Source organism: Acinetobacter sp. UBA6526, assembly GCF_002434875.1.
Classification (GTDB): domain Bacteria; phylum Pseudomonadota; class Gammaproteobacteria; order Pseudomonadales; family Moraxellaceae; genus Acinetobacter; species Acinetobacter venetianus.
The window spans coordinates 1-17,947 of record NZ_DJLC01000125.1 but is presented as its reverse complement, the minus strand read 5'-3'; the positions used below and the strand labels follow the sequence as shown (position 1 = coordinate 17,947).

The 17,947-nt window shown below is 40.5% G+C and carries 21 protein-coding genes, 2 tRNA genes and 1 pseudogene; 11 read left to right on the top strand and 13 right to left on the bottom strand.

All coding sequences use genetic code 11. The features are described 5' to 3' along the window. Nucleotides 1-390: acetyl-CoA hydrolase/transferase C-terminal domain-containing protein (locus tag B4237_RS08435; protein ID WP_286942667.1), on the top strand; the 390-nt coding region annotated here is incomplete at its 5' end. Between the two features lie 59 nt (nucleotides 391-449). On the opposite strand, the gene B4237_RS08430 is transcribed toward B4237_RS08435, so the two are convergent. The 4 genes from B4237_RS08430 to B4237_RS08415 all read right to left on the bottom strand — a co-directional run bounded on the left by B4237_RS08430 (nucleotide 450) and on the right by B4237_RS08415 (nucleotide 2,687). After that, nucleotides 450-1,709 (bottom strand): OmpP1/FadL family transporter, encoded by a 1,260-nt coding sequence (locus B4237_RS08430; protein WP_286942665.1) that lies wholly within the window; start codon nucleotides 1,707-1,709, stop codon nucleotides 450-452. Between the two features lie 203 nt (nucleotides 1,710-1,912). Further along, nucleotides 1,913-1,988: transfer RNA gene (locus tag B4237_RS08425), tRNA-Phe, on the bottom strand. Nucleotides 1,989-2,127: 139 nt separating this feature from the next. Next, nucleotides 2,128-2,203: transfer RNA gene (locus B4237_RS08420), tRNA-Phe, on the bottom strand. Between the two features lie 106 nt (nucleotides 2,204-2,309). Next, nucleotides 2,310-2,687 carry a GNAT family N-acetyltransferase gene (locus B4237_RS08415; protein WP_004877925.1) on the bottom strand — a complete coding sequence of 126 codons (378 nt, stop codon included), beginning with the start codon at nucleotides 2,685-2,687 and terminating at the stop codon, nucleotides 2,310-2,312. A 104-nt stretch (nucleotides 2,688-2,791) separates the two neighbouring features. Between B4237_RS08415 and hisB the strand changes: the two genes are divergently transcribed. From hisB to B4237_RS08385, 6 genes are all read left to right on the top strand, one after another. Next, complete coding sequence (gene hisB, locus B4237_RS08410) at nucleotides 2,792-3,385, top strand: imidazoleglycerol-phosphate dehydratase HisB (RefSeq protein WP_004877928.1); 594 nt, start codon at nucleotides 2,792-2,794, stop codon at nucleotides 3,383-3,385. Next, nucleotides 3,385-4,002, top strand: a complete 618-nt coding sequence (hisH, locus tag B4237_RS08405; protein ID WP_286942664.1) for an imidazole glycerol phosphate synthase subunit HisH — start codon at nucleotides 3,385-3,387, stop codon at nucleotides 4,000-4,002. The genes hisB and hisH overlap by 1 nt, the downstream gene beginning before the upstream one ends. Before the next feature lie 183 nt (nucleotides 4,003-4,185). Beyond that, nucleotides 4,186-4,719: a DUF805 domain-containing protein gene (locus B4237_RS08400; protein WP_286942662.1), complete on the top strand. Its 534-nt coding sequence runs from the start codon at nucleotides 4,186-4,188 to the stop codon at nucleotides 4,717-4,719. Between the two features lie 103 nt (nucleotides 4,720-4,822). Next, the gene (locus tag B4237_RS08395) at nucleotides 4,823-5,485 is read left to right on the top strand and encodes a 3'-5' exonuclease domain-containing protein 2 (protein WP_278596167.1); all 663 of its coding nucleotides are present in this window, start codon (nucleotides 4,823-4,825) and stop codon (nucleotides 5,483-5,485) included. Between the two features lie 65 nt (nucleotides 5,486-5,550). Continuing rightward, nucleotides 5,551-6,282 (top strand): 1-(5-phosphoribosyl)-5-[(5-phosphoribosylamino)methylideneamino]imidazole-4-carboxamide isomerase, encoded by a 732-nt coding sequence (hisA, locus tag B4237_RS08390; RefSeq protein ID WP_136456761.1) that lies wholly within the window; start codon nucleotides 5,551-5,553, stop codon nucleotides 6,280-6,282. A 236-nt stretch (nucleotides 6,283-6,518) separates the two neighbouring features. Beyond that, nucleotides 6,519-7,988 (top strand): SulP family inorganic anion transporter, encoded by a 1,470-nt coding sequence (locus tag B4237_RS08385; protein ID WP_061393024.1) that lies wholly within the window; start codon nucleotides 6,519-6,521, stop codon nucleotides 7,986-7,988. A 68-nt stretch (nucleotides 7,989-8,056) separates the two neighbouring features. On the opposite strand, the gene B4237_RS08380 is transcribed toward B4237_RS08385, so the two are convergent. Beyond that, complete coding sequence (locus tag B4237_RS08380; RefSeq protein ID WP_278596166.1) at nucleotides 8,057-8,608, bottom strand: helix-turn-helix domain-containing protein; 552 nt, start codon at nucleotides 8,606-8,608, stop codon at nucleotides 8,057-8,059. Between the two features lie 103 nt (nucleotides 8,609-8,711). Here B4237_RS08380 and B4237_RS08375 point away from each other — a divergent pair, with 103 nt between their 5' ends. Beyond that, on the top strand, nucleotides 8,712-9,608 hold the full coding sequence (locus B4237_RS08375; protein WP_278596165.1) for a DMT family transporter: 897 nt from the start codon (nucleotides 8,712-8,714) through the stop codon (nucleotides 9,606-9,608). Between the two features lie 11 nt (nucleotides 9,609-9,619). Here B4237_RS08375 and B4237_RS08370 read toward each other — a convergent pair whose 3' ends face one another. Genes B4237_RS08370 through B4237_RS08355 form a run of 4 tightly spaced genes read right to left on the bottom strand, consistent with a single transcriptional unit; the run spans nucleotide 9,620 to nucleotide 11,961 of the window. Next, nucleotides 9,620-9,937, bottom strand: a complete 318-nt coding sequence (locus B4237_RS08370; RefSeq protein ID WP_278596164.1) for an antibiotic biosynthesis monooxygenase family protein — start codon at nucleotides 9,935-9,937, stop codon at nucleotides 9,620-9,622. Nucleotides 9,938-9,960: 23 nt separating this feature from the next. Next, nucleotides 9,961-10,353, bottom strand: a complete 393-nt coding sequence (locus tag B4237_RS08365) for a DUF4870 family protein (RefSeq protein WP_004877943.1) — start codon at nucleotides 10,351-10,353, stop codon at nucleotides 9,961-9,963. Between the two features lie 30 nt (nucleotides 10,354-10,383). After that, complete coding sequence (locus B4237_RS08360) at nucleotides 10,384-11,001, bottom strand: DUF1294 domain-containing protein (RefSeq protein WP_278596163.1); 618 nt, start codon at nucleotides 10,999-11,001, stop codon at nucleotides 10,384-10,386. 9 nt (nucleotides 11,002-11,010) lie between these two features. Beyond that, complete coding sequence (locus tag B4237_RS08355; protein WP_286942660.1) at nucleotides 11,011-11,961, bottom strand: homoserine kinase; 951 nt, start codon at nucleotides 11,959-11,961, stop codon at nucleotides 11,011-11,013. A 112-nt stretch (nucleotides 11,962-12,073) separates the two neighbouring features. On the opposite strand from B4237_RS08355, the gene hisF reads away from it, so the two are divergent. After that, on the top strand, nucleotides 12,074-12,832 hold the full coding sequence (hisF, locus tag B4237_RS08350; RefSeq protein ID WP_004877946.1) for an imidazole glycerol phosphate synthase subunit HisF: 759 nt from the start codon (nucleotides 12,074-12,076) through the stop codon (nucleotides 12,830-12,832). A 320-nt stretch (nucleotides 12,833-13,152) separates the two neighbouring features. On the opposite strand, the gene B4237_RS08345 is transcribed toward hisF, so the two are convergent. Next, nucleotides 13,153-13,797, bottom strand: a complete 645-nt coding sequence (locus tag B4237_RS08345) for a sterol desaturase family protein (RefSeq protein WP_286942658.1) — start codon at nucleotides 13,795-13,797, stop codon at nucleotides 13,153-13,155. Nucleotides 13,798-13,912: 115 nt separating this feature from the next. Between B4237_RS08345 and B4237_RS08340 the strand changes: the two genes are divergently transcribed. Both B4237_RS08340 and aqpZ read left to right on the top strand, forming a co-directional pair. Next, a complete protein-coding gene (locus B4237_RS08340; protein ID WP_019385561.1) occupies nucleotides 13,913-14,920 on the top strand; it encodes an AraC family transcriptional regulator in 1,008 nt (335 codons plus the stop codon). A gap of 175 nt (nucleotides 14,921-15,095) precedes the next feature. Next, a pseudogene (gene aqpZ / locus B4237_RS08335) lies at nucleotides 15,096-15,785 on the top strand (aquaporin Z). Between the two features lie 43 nt (nucleotides 15,786-15,828). Here aqpZ and B4237_RS08330 read toward each other — a convergent pair. From B4237_RS08330 to B4237_RS08320, 3 genes are all read right to left on the bottom strand, one after another. After that, a complete protein-coding gene (locus B4237_RS08330) occupies nucleotides 15,829-16,071 on the bottom strand; it encodes a hypothetical protein (protein WP_004797733.1) in 243 nt (80 codons plus the stop codon). 70 nt (nucleotides 16,072-16,141) lie between these two features. Further along, entirely contained in the window at nucleotides 16,142-17,215 is a 1,074-nt protein-coding gene (locus B4237_RS08325; protein ID WP_278596160.1) for a DNA/RNA non-specific endonuclease, read from the bottom strand. 158 nt (nucleotides 17,216-17,373) lie between these two features. Continuing rightward, on the bottom strand, nucleotides 17,374-17,947 hold a 574-nt coding region (locus B4237_RS08320), incomplete at its 5' end, for a KUP/HAK/KT family potassium transporter (RefSeq protein WP_286942654.1).

Genomic DNA, 17,947 nt, shown 5'->3' with positions numbered 1-17,947 from the left:
ATGATGAATGGTATTGGTGGTTCAGGTGATTTTGCTCGTAATGCGCATTTAGCCATCTTCGTGACCAAATCAATTGCCAAAGGTGGTGACATTTCTTCAATCGTTCCAATGGTCAGCCACGTTGACCACAACGAACATGATGTTGATATTTTAGTAACTGAAGTCGGTCTTGCTGATTTACGCGGTTTAGCGCCTCGTGAACGTGCCCGTGTCATTATTGATAATTGTGTACATCCACTGTATCAAGGTGCGTTAAATGACTACTTTGAGCGTGCTTGTGAACGTGGTGGACATACACCTCACATTTTACGTGAAGCATTGTCATGGCATGCAAACTTTGAAGAAACAGGTCAAATGCTTGTTGCTGATTCACTTGCAAAGACTGCATAAATACACAGAATTTTCTGATGTGAAAAAAGCTGAATCTTTATGATTCAGCTTTTTTATTGTTAAAACTTCACACCATACGAAAGACCCAGAATATGCTGATCCATCTCAATATTGGCTTCTCCACCACCAAATGCTGTTGGAATCGATTGATTCCCTTTAACGGTTTCTTTTAAACCATAGGTATAAGCAACACTCAGCTCTTGTGCTCGATCAATATTCCATGTTGCTCCAACACTAACGTGATCTTTAATAACACCAGGTGCCAAAATATTTAAAAAAGTCTGACTTTCAGAAATAGGCTGATCATTATGGCTATATCCTGCACGTAGAGTAAGTTGTGGATTCAATTGATAACTTGCACCCACTTTATAAACATTAATATCTTTCCAACCGAAACCCTGCCCCTTTTCAGAACCAAAAGCATTGCCCGCCATTAATGAATCAAAACTAAAGACGTTGCCGACAGAATCCACATCCGAATAGTTGATACGCTGCACGTCCGCTAGCAGTGTGAGTGTAGGACTGGCTTTTACACTAACCCCTACACCATAACTTTCAGGAACATCAAAACCGCCTGCTTGAGCAAATAAGCCACGATACTGATCAAACTTGTCTGCTTTAATTTTTGATGAGTAATTTGCACCGACAGTCACTACGTCATTTAACTTAGCGCTCCAACCCACGCGAACACCGATTCCTGTCGATGAATCTTTGCCTTGATTACTTAAATGCTCACCATCTGTAGAAAATGGTGCAAAACCGGAAATGCCTTTCGCTTCAAAACGCTGGTAGAGAAAATTCGTTGCAACACCGATAGACTGATTTTCGCTGTACCGCCAAGCCACAGATGGAGAAACAAAGATCTGTGTTAAATCCACACCTGCTTCACCTGTATTACCAAAAGCAGCATAAGGATTATTCCGATATGACGTATTCATTCCGCCATTCCCATAAACTGCCAGACCTAGAGCAACACTTTCATTTACTTTCTTATTGATCGCAATTTCAGGTAAAACAAAGTATTCACGGCCATTCGCACTATATTGTCCATTCGCACCGGCTAGATTATCTACAATCTCGCTAGAGCGCTTCGGGTTAAATAAAGTTGCGCCGACATCCACGCGGCTGTCTAACCATGCGAGACCTGATGGGTTACTCGCAATCGTTAAAGCATCGTTAAATGCCGCTATAGAGGCTCCTGCGTTACCCTGCGCCTTTACCCCATAGCCATGCATGAAATAGCCTGTAGTTGCGAAACTATGCTGAGATAGCGTAGATAAAATTAGAACTGGTAAAACAACCCCGAGAGACTTTTGCATAGTTTATCTGCATTAAAAATAATATATATCAAAGTATATTGTTTTTCTTTTATTCATATAACTAAGTAAAATTGAAGTATATATTCTTTTTATTCATAAGCTATTAATAGGCACTTAACGAGAGCAATAGCGTAACAATAATGAATAGGTCTATTTTGAAGTATAAAAAAAGCCCCAAACAGATGTTTGAGGCTTTTTGAATATGGTGGCGTGACCCAGGATCGAACTGGGGACACACGGATTTTCAATCCGTTGCTCTACCGACTGAGCTATCGCGCCAATGGCGTGTATTAAGCCGTATCTCAGCTCAATAGTCAACAATTATCCTGAGCTTTTGATTTAATTGCCCATTTTTCACGCAAAATATTTTGGGTAAAAAAAATCCCTGATGGGATCAGGGATTGAAAATACAAATCTATGGTGGCGTGACCCAGGATCGAACTGGGGACACACGGATTTTCAATCCGTTGCTCTACCGACTGAGCTATCGCGCCAAAGTGGGCGTATTAAACAATGTTTGTCAAAATCCGTCAAGCAAATTTGTGGATTTTTCTATTAAGTGTTTAATTTTGCTCCAGAGTCTAGGTGAAAATCACATTTTCAGATTCGACCAATATGCGATAAACAGCGATGGATTGCGCCACAACCTGGTTCGAATTGTTTTACCCCTTGCTCCTCTTCCATACGGCAAACCTCTTCAACTAAGCGTTCTGCCACACCTCGACCACGATTGGCAGGGTGCACAACTATATATTCCAAAACACGGCTTTCGCCTTGTCCTGTGACCCAGATTGCACCTATAATTTTGGTGTTAAATTCAGCGGTATAAACTGTGGTATATTGCTGTAGATCTTGTTCAAGTTGCTCCATCGCATCTTGCCCATCACCAAACTCTGGGCTGGTGTCATAAAGTCGCTCTAGCTGGGTACGAATCCCTAGATTTTCTAGTGAACTGTAAGCATGTACGGTAATAGGCATTGATTAACCCTCCTGAGCAAACTATGATGCTGTCACTTTTTCGTCACAGCGAAACTATTGGTTTTTAATTCAATCATTTTTGACGTTTTTTGAGGAACGTGTCCATGACGCAACGTATCAGTGAAGTGGTAAGAAATACCAACGAAACAAAAATTCGAGTTCGTCTCAATCTCGATGGTACTGGTCAAGGCACACTCAACACTGGAGTTCCATTTTTAGACCATATGATTGATCAAATCAAGCGCCATGGTCTATTTGATATCGACATTCATTGCGATGGTGATCTCGAAATTGATGATCATCACACCGTAGAAGACTGTGGAATCACCTTGGGACAAGCCTTTGCGCAAGCTTTAGGTGATAAAAAAGGCTTACGTCGTTATGGTCATTTTTATGCACCTCTCGATGAAGCACTTTCTCGTGTTGTAGTCGATTTGTCTGGTCGCCCAGGTTTGTTTATGGATATTCCATTCACTCGTGCACGCATCGGAACCTTTGATGTCGATTTATTCTCAGAATTTTTCCAAGGTTTTGTCAATCATGCACTGATGACATTACATATTGATAACCTGAAAGGAAAAAATAGCCACCATCAGATCGAAAGTGTCTTCAAAGCTTTAGCACGTGCATTACGTATGGCGTGTGAAGTTGATCCTCGTGCAGAGGGTATGATTGCTTCGACCAAAGGTAGCCTGTAATGACTCGTATTGCTTTACTTGATTATGGCATGGGCAACTTACACTCAGCAGCAAAAGCTTTAGAGCATGTGGGTGCAACAGTTGACGTGACCAACGACCCAAAACTCATTGAAAAAGCAGATAAAATTGTATTCCCTGGCGTTGGCGCAATGCGTGACTGTATGCAAGGCATGCATGAAGCAGGGATCGATGAGGTGGTACGTCAAGCTGCATTTAACAAACCTTTATTAGCCATTTGTGTCGGCATGCAAGCGCTCCTACAAAGTTCAGAAGAAAATGGCGGTGTCGATGCCTTAGGTATTTTTGACGGTGTTGTTAAACATTTCCCAGCAATTCCAAACCTAAAAGTGCCACACATGGGATGGAACCAAGTGCATCAACTTGATCCAAGTCATCCAATGTGGAACAACATTGAACAAGATGCACGTTTCTATTTCGTTCATAGCTACTATGTAGAACCCAAAGATGCGACAGTCACTGCAGCAACTTGTGATTATGGCTTAAATTTTTGTACCGCGATTCATAAAGATAATCTGTTCGCGACACAATTCCATCCTGAGAAAAGCCACACAGCAGGTTTACAGTTATTGAAAAACTTTGTGGAATGGAAAATTTAATTCGTTTTCAGCTGTTTTAAATATTCAAAATTAGGTCAATTGATATTGGCCTAATTTTTTTCATGCGCATTTCTATTTATTTACAATTATTTTTTGCTTATTATGCAAACGCTTTGAATGAAAACCAAACAATTTATCTTTTAAAAAATTAATTTTAAAAATCAGTGACAACAGGAAAATAACATGTCATCTCATCTTCAAACAAATGATTCGGGTTTTAGTGCAAGTGGACGTTTTGGCCGACTATCTTATTTAGGCTGGAATATGTTACTTGTGGTCTTCGTATTCATTTTAGGTATTATCGCAGCATTTCTTGTCCCAGCTTTTAGCAGTTCATCAACAGGCTCATCGTTATATGTATTCGGTGGACTCTTTGTCATTGTTTATATTGCAATGATCTATTTCAGTTTCATTTTCTCGATTCGTCGTCTACATGATCGAAATCAAACAGGTTGGCTGTCATTGTTAGCATTATTGCCACTCATAAATTTATTCTTTTTTATCTATTTAAGTTGTGCAAAAGGCGATGAAACTGAAAATAACTATGGCTCACCACGTATTACTCAAGGTTGGGAAAAGGTTTTAGGGTGGATATATATCGTCATTTTCCCACTCAGTATCTTAGCGATCGCAGCAACTGCTATTCCTGCGTATCAAAACTATATTCAAAAAAGCCAACAGATCCAAATGGAACAAATGAATAGATATGCTGAATAAAATGCATAAATAGAATATTTATTTCAAAGCCAAGTTTTCTAACTTGGCTTTTTCATTTCAAGAAAAACGTTTAAGCTCATCTAATAGATTTGAGTTGAATCCAATGGAAATGCAACAAAAGCCAAAACTTTTAAGCAAAGAAGAAATAAGAACTTTTCCTGCATTTCAAAACTTAGATACTCACAATATTTTGGTCATTCAAACGCTTGCACAATGTCTCAGCATTCAAGATGAACTCTATTCCATTCAAGTGTTTGGCTTCGATACTGAGTCTAAACCCACATTCAAAGTCGGTGAGAAATCAACTGGACCTCACCTCGTACAACTTGCAACCTCAGAGAAAGCATATCTGTTTCAAGTTAATCCTGACATTCTCAGCTTCTTAAAACCGATTTTGGAGAATGAACAACAACTCAAAGTTGGCTTTGGTTTAAAAAATGATAGTGCGAGTTTTCGCAGTAAAAGCATTGAACTCAAGTCACATATTGATCTATCAAAAAGCTTCTCAAGTTTTGGTTATACTTCCCAAGTCGGGATACAAACAGCAATTGCAGTCCTGTTTCAACGCTATTTAACCAAAAGTAAAAAAGTCAGCACCTCCAATTGGTCGGTGAAACAACTCAGTCCTCAACAGATCAACTATGCTGCCGCAGATGCCTATGCTGCACTCATGGTTTTTAAATATTTGTATCAACATCAACTCCTCCCTTCTCAATTACAACAAAAAGTCGTGAGAATACTTGAAGGTTCAGCATCCAAGGCTTAGCGATTGATCAATATTTTGATAATATGTAGCCAATTTAAATTTATGATGATGCAAGGAGCGAAAGCATGCTAATCATCCCTGCGATTGACCTGAAAGATGGTAAATGTGTTCGTTTAAAGCAAGGCCGTATGGAAGACGATACTGTTTTCTCTGATGATCCTGTTGCAACTGCACAACATTGGGTTGATGAAGGCGCTCGTCGCTTACACTTAGTTGACTTAAACGGTGCTTTCGCTGGTACGCCGATTCATAAACCTGTAGTTGAAGCAATTGCTCGTGCTCAGCCTGAGTTACCAATTCAAATTGGCGGTGGTATCCGTTCACTTGAAACCATCGAACACTATTTAGATGCTGGCGTGTCATTCGTAATTATAGGTACAAAAGCAGTCAAAGAACCTGAATTTGTTGAAGAAGCATGTAAACGTTTTGCGGGTCACATCATTGTCGGTATCGATGCAATCAAGGGTATGGTTGCAACTGATGGCTGGGCAAATGTCACTGATGTAAAAGCAACTGATCTTGCTAAACGTTTTGCTGATGCTGGCGTATCTAGCATTGTTTACACTGATATTGCGCGTGATGGCATGATGCAAGGTGTAAATGTTGAGCAAACTGTAAATCTAGCTGCTTATTCAGGTCTTCCCGTGATTGCTTCTGGCGGTGTGACTAACCTTGATGATGTTCGTAACTTAAAAGGTCAAAAAGGCATTTTAGGTGCGATCACAGGTCGCGCAATCTACGAAGGTACACTTAACCTTCGTGAAGCTCAATTATTGTTAGACCAACAATCATTGTAATTCTCTGCATTCGCTCTAGTGATTGAAATGATGACTAGAGCTTTTTCTGCTTAAATGTTATCCTTATCCAAACTCTCATCTCAAAGTTCCATCCCATAATGACACTTACGCCACCTTAGTTTTTTACACATCCCATCTGTAAGTAACTCATCACTGTCTAGTGATGTGGTGTAGTCTTGTGTTTTTATATCACATCACTAGCCTTTAATTTTCAAAGAAAAAAATAGGCTATTTCTATGTTATCCAATGTTCGAGAACAATGGTTTTCCAATATCCGTGCGGATATTTTGGCAGGGCTGGTTGTCGGTTTAGCACTCATTCCTGAGGCAATCGCATTCTCTATTATTGCAGGTGTTGACCCTAAAGTCGGCTTGTATGCATCCTTCTGTATCGCAGTCGTAATCTCATTTGTCGGTGGACGACCTGCTATGATTTCAGCGGCAACTGGCGCGATGGCACTAGTGATGGCCACGCTAGTGAAAGAACACGGCTTGCAGTATCTACTGGCTGCAACGATTTTAACGGGCTTCATTCAGATTTTGGCAGGTTATCTCAAACTCGCCAAACTCATGCGCTTTGTTTCTAAATCTGTGGTGATTGGTTTCGTCAATGCGCTCGCGATTTTGATTTTTATGGCGCAACTGCCCGAACTGGTCAATGTCACATGGCATGTTTATGCACTGGTTGGTTTAGGTTTAGCGATTATTTATCTATTTCCATTGATTCCTAAAATTGGCAGCTTTTTACCTTCACCATTGGTCTGCATCATTGCTGTCACGCTCGTTGCTATTTATTTCGGAATTGATATTCGTACTGTCGGTGATATGGGCTCGTTACCAGATACTTTACCGATTTTTTTACTACCCGATATTCCGCTTAACCTAGAAACACTCCAAATCATTTTGCCTTATTCGATTGCTTTGGCTGCTGTGGGTTTACTTGAATCAATGATGACCGCAACGATCATTGATGAAATGACAGATACACCCAGTGATAAATTCCAAGAATGTAAAGGTCAAGGCATTGCCAATATCGCGTCAGGTTTCATGGGAGGGATGGCAGGCTGTGCCATGATTGGTCAATCGATCATCAATGTAAAATCAGGTGGTCGTGCACGTCTTTCAACCTTCTGTGCAGGTATATTCTTACTCATTTTGGTCGTGTTTATTAGTGACTGGTTAAAAGTCATTCCAATGGCGGCATTGGTTGCGGTGATGATCATGGTTTCGATCAGTACTTTTGAATGGAAGTCATTAACCACATTTAAAGCCAATCCTAAGAGCAGTAATATCGTGATGCTCGCGACCGTTGCCGTGGTAGTTGCCACCCATAACCTTGCCTTAGGTGTGCTGACAGGTGTGTTACTTTCAGCGTTATTCCTTGCTAATAAATTAGAAAATGATATTCATATCGAGCATTATTTTGAAGGTGATGTCCGCGTTTACGATCTTAAAGGGCAGATTTTCTTTAGTTCATCAGAAAAATTCATGCAGAGCTTCGATTTTCAAGAACCTGTTAATGATGTGATTATTGACCTGACACACTCTCACATCTGGGATGTTACCTCCGTTGCCATGTTAGATTCTGTGGTCAATAAATTCCAAAGAAATGGTGCCAATGTGACCGTTCGTGGTTTGAATGAAGCCAGTTCAATTATGATTGATAAATATGGTACGCATAGCAAACATCATTTTGAAACGATCTAATATTCATTGATCAACTGATTTCAAAATCCCAAAGAGCCAAATTCAAAAATTTGGCTCTTTTTTTAATACTAATAAATGACATTACGAACAAATTTCAGCGTACCCTTGCCTTGATTGCAATAACGATAATGTGTCGAGCTTTCAAATAAAATGGATGATCCAGCACTAATCACTTGTGTACCTGATTCTAATTCCAGACTGAGCTCACCCTCGATCACATAGATTAATTCTTGCCAACCTTGTTGATCAGGTTCGGCCACGTATGTTTCTCCTTCTGCCAAACTCCATGTCCACAATTCAACCTGCGCACGTGCAGGAACAGCAGCATGCAAAACTGCCTGACTTCCAAGCTGCTCCCCCTGCCACGCAATCGTGTTAACAACTGCCGAATCTGCAAACTCAGGCGCACTGACAAGACGTTTAAAGTCGACTCCTAAAGCATTCGCGATGGCATCTAGTTTCGCTAAACTAATATTGACCTGTCCTGTTTCAAGTGAGGCAATGGTTCGCCGGCTCAGCCCTGCCCGATCAGCTAGCTCTTGTTGACTGAGCTGCGATTGGTCACGGAAGAAACGTATATTTTCGCCTACATATTGCAAGATGGCTTCTGATTGGCTCATTCAATTCAATCATAAAAAACAATGTGCAATATATTGCACAACATTAAAAACCAATGCAATATGTGCAGTATATTGCACACATCCTGTATTCGGAATTTTTACTTTGACGAATTTGTCACAATCGCCCAAAGCGGCTCAATTCGCCCTGATCTTTATCACGATGATTTGGGGTGGAACATTTTTAGCGGTTCAATATGCACTAAATTTTAGTACGCCGATGTTTTTTGTCGGCTGTCGATTTGCTGTCGCAGCACTGGTTATTTTTCTGATTTCAGTAAAATCCTTGAGCGGCTTAACGCTCAAAGAAACGTTTGCTGGGACAGTGATTGGTGTGATGATTGCCATTGGCTATGGCACTCAAACCATTGGACTGCAAACTATTTTAAGTAGTGAGTCTGCTTTCCTAACGGCGCTTTATGTCCCGCTTGTTCCTATTTTGATGTGGGTTATTTTTCAGAAACGCCCTTCACTGATGACATGGATTGGAACAGGATTAGCATTTTCAGGTTTGGTGTTGCTGACAGGAAATGGATTTTCAAGTATTAGCCTGAATTATGGACAGGTGCTTACACTGATTTGTGCCGTTGTGATTGCCATGGAAATCATTTTGATTGGCTATTTTGCAGGTAAAGTAAATTTAAGGCGCGTGACTATCATCCAACTTACAGTTGCCTCATTACTCTGTTTTACGAGTATGCCTCTCGTTGGTGAGCATACGATTCCAAGCTTTTCATGGCCGCTATTTCTCGTGGCTGTCGGGCTAGGTCTCGCGAGTGCATTGATTCAATTCGTCATGAACTGGGCACAAAAAATGGTTGATCCAACACGTGCGGCGATTATCTATGCTGGAGAACCTGTCTGGGCAGGTGTATTTGGACGTATCGCAGGTGAACGTTTGCCACTTTTAGCATTATTTGGTGGCTTATTGGTGGTCGTAGGTGTGCTCGTAAGTGAATTGAAACTCAAAATATTAAAAGATAAAAAAAGACTAAAAAATTAAAATCATCCAACTCACTGAGAAATTTCTTTCTTTTTAAGCAAGATATGCGGTTGATAGTATTCAACCGTTGGCATCGGATCATAGAATGGATGCAATAATGCCTTCCATTCTTGATACGCTGCTGATTTTCTAAAACCTTCAGTATGATGTTCTATACTGTCCCAAAAAATCATCAAAATGTAATGGTGATTGTCCTCGACATGTTTAATCAGTTGAACTGCATTCAGCCCATCCATTGGGTAAATAATCTGTTTAGCTTGCTGAAAGGCTAACTCAAACGCTTCACTTTGATTGGGCTTAATATTTAAATGTACATGCTCAATAATCACAATCACACCGCATGAAGTCAGGTTTATTGATACATCGGTTTATTATCATTTAAAGCAATTAAACCACGGATTGCACGATAGACAATCCACACCCATGCACCGAACACGGCAGCAAAGGCAAAGGTCGTTGCCGTTAACGCAACACCCGCAAACGCCGTTCCATTATCACCTGTAAAGAACAAGAATAAGAACGGAACAAAGGCAATAATATTCCAAGCTAAATACCACCAGAAGGTGCGAATTTGCCAAGTAAAATGACTTTCAAATATCGAGCCTTGAACATCACTACGTTTTACATAGTTAATGATGAGCGCAATGATCGCCAATAAACCGCCAGTAAAAATGGCAATAATATAAAGTACATAAAGAACCAACGTTAAAGTACGGTTTGGATCTTGATCTACGGAATAGTTCATTTTTATTTATCTCCAAACTCCATCTCAATATTAATAAAATACATTGAGGGGAGAAATTAACCAACATATCAACAATATATGAAAGCCTATGGTACAGAAATAAATCTTACGGAACGGTTGTTTTTGTGTTTTATGTCTCAGTTTTTGCTGTGCAAGCCAACCAGCACACCATCCCCCTAGAGAATCAACGATATGTAAAGTCTGCTCAGGGATACGGCGATTACCCAATTGTGCTGCTTCTTTATCCTGTGCATATAGCCAATAGCTCAAAACATTCATCAAACTGACAAACAATAAAGTATAAGGCGGTAGCAATTTACTAAAGCTCGCAATCACCATAAATACAATATAAACCACGATACCGATTTGCATCGGAGACCAACGCTTCGCTGCTGTTGGTCGAGCTGGTTTTGTTTTATGTTCAAAGACTTGTGATGCTTTTAAATAAGTGACTTGCTGAGCGCGATAACGACCACGCTCATCGAGAATAATCGTGTATTCCAAAGCACAGCCGACAATTGGTCGAGGACCTGTGCGAGCAAAGTCTTTGATGTGCAAAAAAACGCGATCCTTATGGACATCATTGGGTTGAATAAAGCCATAACCTTTCTCATCAAACCATTCGACTAAACGACCTTGATCTCGCATGACTCTTCCTTAAGCACTGATTCTTTGTAAACGATCTTGTAACATCATACGCATTTCAAGCGGATCTTTTTGCGAGATATCATCGCCCGTGCGCCCATGTTCGGCATTTTTTTGTGCCACTTGCAAACGCATACTCCAGAATCGACAGGTCGCCATTGCCAAGAAAATATCTAAACATGCCAACTCATCTTGAGTTAATGGACGAATCGCTTGATAAGCTGCTAAATAATGTGCTGCTTTTTCTTGATCAAGATGGGCTTGAGGATAAGCTGTACAAAAGTCATTGATACTAATTGCAATATCAAAGAGCCATTCATCTTGATTCAATTCATAAAAATCAAGAATTCCTTGTAATTGGTTACCCTCAAATAAGGTATTATCCCTAAATAAATCAGAGTGAATAAAACCCACAGGACGGTCAGGATGCTGCTGGGTAATTTCAGCAAACTTATGGAAAACCTGCGCCAATAACGCTTGATCTTCAGCATTCATTTTAGGTTGAAGCTGTGCCGCGACATCAGACCAATATTGATGATTACGATTAAAATCGCGTTCTAAAGGAAAATCATGTAATGCTAAATGCATTTTCGCCTGTGCTTGAGCAATTGCATCAACCTGTTCAACCGTGGCTTGCTCTGGATGTTCGCCCATCAAACGCGGTGCAATCTGTGCAGGTTTATTGGCAATGCTATGAATCGCTTGTCCATGATGTTTTAACGGTACTGCAACTGGAACGCCCGCCTCACCTAAACGATCAAGCACCGGAACAAGCTCACCTGCACCTTCAGCATCTAATTCCTCAAAAACAGTGAGTACATAGTGTTTCTGAGACTGATCCACCAAAAAATAATTGGTGTTTTGAATACCGCCTTGGATTGGAATGAGGTCAATCACTGCCAAACCATATGGCTCAGCGAATGCTTGAACTTCTTCTAAACTCAACGGGGTATAAACCGACATGGAAAACCTGCAAAAAATAGCTGTGAAGTTTGATAGAATACCCGTTCCCTCCATGAAGGTGTAGCACCAGAGTCGGTCTCCTTTCACTATTGGCGATTTTTTGGAAAATTTTATGCTCGCAAAACGTATTATCCCTTGCTTAGATGTTGATAATGGCCGAGTCGTCAAAGGCGTTCAATTCCTAGATATCCGTGACGCAGGTGATCCTGTAGAAGTCGCACGTCGTTATAACGAACAAGGCGCTGACGAAATTACCTTTTTAGATATTACAGCTACCCATCATGGACGAGACACGACTTATCGCACTGTAGAGCGTATGGCTGAAAGCGTTTTCGTTCCACTTACAGTGGGTGGTGGCGTGCGTAAAGTTGAAGATATTCGTTTACTGCTGAATGCTGGCGCGGACAAAGTGAGCATCAACTCAGCTGCTGTTTTCACACCTGAGTTCGTACAAGAAGCCTCGCAGCGCTTCGGTGCGCAATGTATCGTTGTTGCGATCGACGCCAAAAAAACGGGCGATAACAAATGGGAAATTTTCACCCACGGCGGACGTAAACCGACGGGAATCGATGCGATTGAGTGGGCTATCAAAATGGCAGACTATGGCGCAGGTGAACTTCTCATCACCAGTATGGATGCCGATGGTACCAAAGCAGGTTATGACATTGCGCTGATGCGCCAGATCAATGATCGCGTCAATATCCCAACCATCGCTTCAGGCGGTGTCGGTAATCTACAGCATTTAGCAGACGGTATTTTAAAAGGCGGTGCTGATGCAGTGCTTGCTGCTTCGATTTTCCACTTTGGTCAACACACCATTCCAGAGGCCAAACAATACTTGGCAGATCAAGGCATTGAAATGCGTCTCTAAGTCTTGGAGATACTCAAAAAAACCTCTCAATTTTTTATTTTGAGAGGTTTTTTATTTTTTGACATTTATTTCAGACAAAAAAATACCTTGCGGAACAAGGTATGGAAACTGCGTTTATACAACGCTAGAGGGTAAACAAAATACAGCAAATCTGGATAAATATTAAGCAACAAAAAGGCTTGAGCTAAGGTAGCGATAAACTCAGCATAAATATTGACATTAAAATCCAATTTTATTGACAATTCACGACAAGATCATCTTTATTGTCGTGATTTATCAAAATAAAACTTTGTCTGGCTTATTTACCCTTAACCGATAAGTTAAGCGACTGATTCACTTTGCTCTTGTTCTACGACAGGAGGCTTAACCATTTTTGGCTTTTGCTCGACCCATTTTGCTGGAAATATGGATTCAATCGCATGACTAAGCGCTTTAGAAATAGGGGCTGGTAACTTGATACCTAGCGGATTGTCCTCTTTCAGATCAGCTGAAGAAACAACTCGTGTTCCCATCACATAATCAAACCATGGGCGTGTCACACACCAGTTCGCATCTTGGTTTGAGTTCATATGATGATCATAATGCCAAGGAATTGTACGACGTGCCCAATCAGGTTCTAAATGCGCGCGACGATGCACATAATAATAATTTCCTGCACTGTAAATTGCGGCAAGTGACATCCCTTTTGAGAAAGGATAGAACACAACACTTGCTACACCCGCTGCCACAGCAAGAGACATTAACTCATTACGAGTACGCCAACTATCTAGCCCCTCAACATAACAATCATCAGAAAATTCTTGTTTGCGCACTTCACGATGGTGTGCCCAGTGCGACTCCATACTTTTTGGGACTGGACTATAGCGTGGCTGCCCTGGGCGATGTACGCCATGTAAAACGTATTTATGTGCAAACCACTCAAATGCATTTGCAACGGCTAGACCTGCAATAAAACCCTTTAACATGGTTTTCTCCAAAAGTTTCCTTATTTTTATTAAAGATATAAATTTTTATAGGCGAAGTATTGACGATACGATATAGTTATATTGACAAAACACGACAAGATCGGGAGTAGACGGGATGTCTCCACTCAAGAATTATACAGGCTCTGTATTTGGAGGTTTGGGGCACTTATTAAAAGCCTATTGCGAAGCAAAAAATATTGAAATTCCTGAACAATTACAAAAAGTTCAAAACCTAGAACGCTTTGATTATGTGATTTGGCGGGACTTATTGGAAGACCTCAATGCGATGCATCCTAAAACAGGTTTAGGATTAGAAATTGCGAAATATGTTCAACCGAAGCATCTGGGGATTATTGCTTATCTTGCGTTGTCCTGTGAAAATTTAGGCGAGGCTTTGGCCCGTTATCATGACTTTCATCGACTGATTTATGATGGCAGCCCTCTCATTGTTGAGTTCAATCCACCTTATGCTTCGATTCGCTGGGAAGCCCCTGAGCCTCATCCGACACAACTGACAGATGAAATTGCAATTGCCCTCATGGTGCAGTTTCTAAAGCTCTTTATGTCAGGCGAAAGTATTAATTTACATGAAGTGCACTTCGTCAATGCAGCACCAAAAAACATCGCAATTTATGAGCAATACTTTCATTGTCGTGTTCGTTTTGAACAGCCTAAAACTCAATTATTACTTCCTGTCAGTGAAGCGTTTAAACCGCTTAGAACTGGCGATCACACATTACAACAGCTCTTGTTAAAACAAGCACAAGCACTATTGGAACAACTACCAAACTCAACTCAACTGGATCAACGTTTACAACATGCGATTTTAACTGGACTGCAAAAAAACCAATATCAAATTGATTTTATTGCTGAGAAATTGGGACTCTCAGTGCGACAATTACAACGACATTTACAACAACAAAACACCACTTTCCAAGAGCGCGTACAGCAAATCCGCTTTATGCTGGCAACCGAGTATTTAAAAGACCCTCATTTAAGCTTACAAGAGATCGCCCTGCTACTTTGTTATTCCGAACAAAGTGCTTTTCAACGTGCTTTCAAGATTTGGACAGGACAAACGCCCCAGCAATGGCGGAAAGACAACACAACTTACAATTCGTAATAAATTTCGGGACAAACTAACGGTTTCACAACTGATCATTATTTTTACACCATTTATACAAGAGCGTACAACCTGTGTGAATTACTTCACATTTATTTCACAGGTCTTAAACATATCCATAATAAATTTTTGGATGGTTACTTTTTTATTTTTTATAAATTGTGTGGTGATAAAAATGAACAAATATTTAGCAGAATTTCTCGGAACCTTTTAGCTCGTATTTGGTGGTTGTGGTAGCGCAGTGCTTGCAGCTGCATTTCCAGAACTTGGAATCGGTTTCTTAGGTGTTGCTTTTGCTTTTGGTTTAACTGTTTTAACAGGCGCTTATGCTTTTGGTCATATTTCTTGAGCGCACTTTAACCCCGCTGTCAGTGTGGGCTTATGGGTGGGTGGTCGTATCGAAGCCAAAGATTTAGCACCGTATATTATTTCGCAAGTGCTCGGTGCAACATTCGCCGCATTTATTCTTTACATTATCGTTCAGGGTCAAGCTGGCTTTTCAGGCACAGGTGGCTTCGCAACCAATGGTTATGGTGAGTTATCTCCAAACCACTTTTCTTTGGCTTCAGCATTTTTAATTGAAGTGGTTTTAACAGCAGTTTTCTTGATTATCATTTTATTGTCTACACATAAGAATGCTCCTGCTGGTTTTGCACCGATTGCGATTGGTTTGACTTTAACTGTGATTCATTTAATCAGTATTCCAGTCACCAATACATCTGTGAACCCTGCACGTAGTACAGGCGTTGCATTCTTTGCAGAAACGGCAGCATTAAGCCAACTTTGGTTGTTCTGGGTTGCGCCAATTATTGGTGCTGTGATCGGTGCAATCATCTACAAGGTAGTAAGCAACGAGAAAAACTAAGCTATATTGCAATAAAAAACAGCCTGATTAGGCTGTTTTTTATTTATAGAAATGGGTTTTCTATCTCTTGTTCAGGTCGACGTTCTATCTTCGCAGGCAGATCTTGCTGCTCTAATGCTGCCACAAGCTCATTCACAAACTGCTGTAAAGCTTTTGCTGTTTTCAGACCCTCTTGATCTTTGGTGATCTGCAAATTGCCGTATAAGCTCACGCAATCTAAATCATTTTCTAGTGTCAGATCATAAATCGCTGCTGACTCATTTCCATTTTGAAAAGGCTTAAACATTTTTTATCTCATTGTTATTGTCAGTTTTACACCATGAGTGAAGTGTGGAGACTTTGCAATCTTCGCTACACTATCTCAACAATTGTAAGAAATACTGAACTAGGGCATCGACTAACTGTTTGATTAATGCTTGTTTAGTTTCCTCATCGATCTGTGGGAATTTACTTTCAACAGCTTGCATTTGTCCTGAGGTGAACTGTTTTTGCTGTGCTTGAATACTGGCATTATCCGCTTCATCTGCACACTGACTTTGGCCATCCCAATGCGAGTAACTGATCTCTCTATTGGCTTTTACATTTTGCGCAGTGAGTGGAAGATGATAAACATTCCGCTTCTGTTGTTCGGTCAGCTGCGGAAATAAATTGATTCCCAGTTTCTCTTCTAGATAACAGATACTCACCACTTTCACCTGCTGAGAATTATTGTTCGGAGCGTAATAAGCACCAATAATCCCCTGCTTGGGCAAATAAACTGCCTTATATACCGCCGTTGGTACAATCACTCCACTACCAATCGTTTTTAATCTTTTACCTTCAAAAACTGGCCCAGTGAGTACATAAGCATCTTTATGATGTTTGGTTACGACTGCTCGAACCGCCTCTTCTAATTTACGCCAAACTTCCTGATTATTTTTCGGTGCTTGCGGTACCATATTTGCCAATGAAAAACTATCATATTGTGCTGCGGTATTATTCATATCCGCATTCGGTGCCATATGGCCGCGATCATATCCTGAACCACGATAATCGGATAACAATGCACGATGAGACTGTTGTACACGTGTCTCTTCATGAAAATTATCTTCACGCTTAATTTTGATACTTAAACGTTCAGGCGTGAGATGCTCTGCTGACCAAAGTGGGGTTTTAGAAATCCCAGAGTACATAACATTAAAATCATTAAAGCACAGTGCATAGCTGTCTTTTTTAAGGCTATCTTTTGCTAATAATGGCGGTACATCGCGATAAAACTGTTTTAAACAAGCACCATTACTCGACTGTAATGGAATAAATTTAGCAATTTTTTCACTACCAAATGCGATCGCAAAACTTCCTGTCGCGATCAAAGCAAGCATAATTTTTCCAACATTTTGGCTTAAAAAAGTAGCTTGTGATTTACCTTTTCTCGTTGGTCTCTTCGCCATAATTACATCAAAATCAATATGAACGCGAAGCTTAGCAATTCAAAACTACGCTGTATATTGAGTTCCTATAAAGAACGACAATTTATGTCGCAAAACTGTTCAATTGAACAACAGACAATAAAAAAGGCACTCTCAAGTGCCTTTTTCTTCAAGATTCATTAAATTTCAATTTGGCTACCTAATTCCACCACACGGTTGGTTGGGATTTGATAAAAATCACTTACAGGACTGGTATTACGCTGCATTGAAATGAATAGACGTTCACGCCATGGGGACATCCCTTCACCAACACTATGCACAATACGATCACGCGAGATAAAGAAGCTGATTTGCATTAAATCATATTCAAAGCCCAATAATTCATAAGCTTGAACCAATGCACGCGGCACATTCGGTTCATCTTTAAAACCATAAAAGATTTTTATACGATAAAAAGCACCGTCCAAAGTCTCGACGCTGACACGTTCTTCTTGCGGAACAAAAGGGACATCTTCGATCACCACAGTGACTAAAATATTGCGTTCATGCAGCACTTTATTATGCTTAATATTATGCAACATCGCATGAGGAACAACATTCGGCGTACCCGTTAAGAAGACCGCATCGCCCGGTACACGCAGTACATTGTCACCCAAGCTTCTGACAAATAGATCCAATGAAAGCGTATCTTGTTCAAGTTTGGCAAATGTAAGCTCTCGACCGCGCTTCCAAGTCATCAGAATCATGACCGCA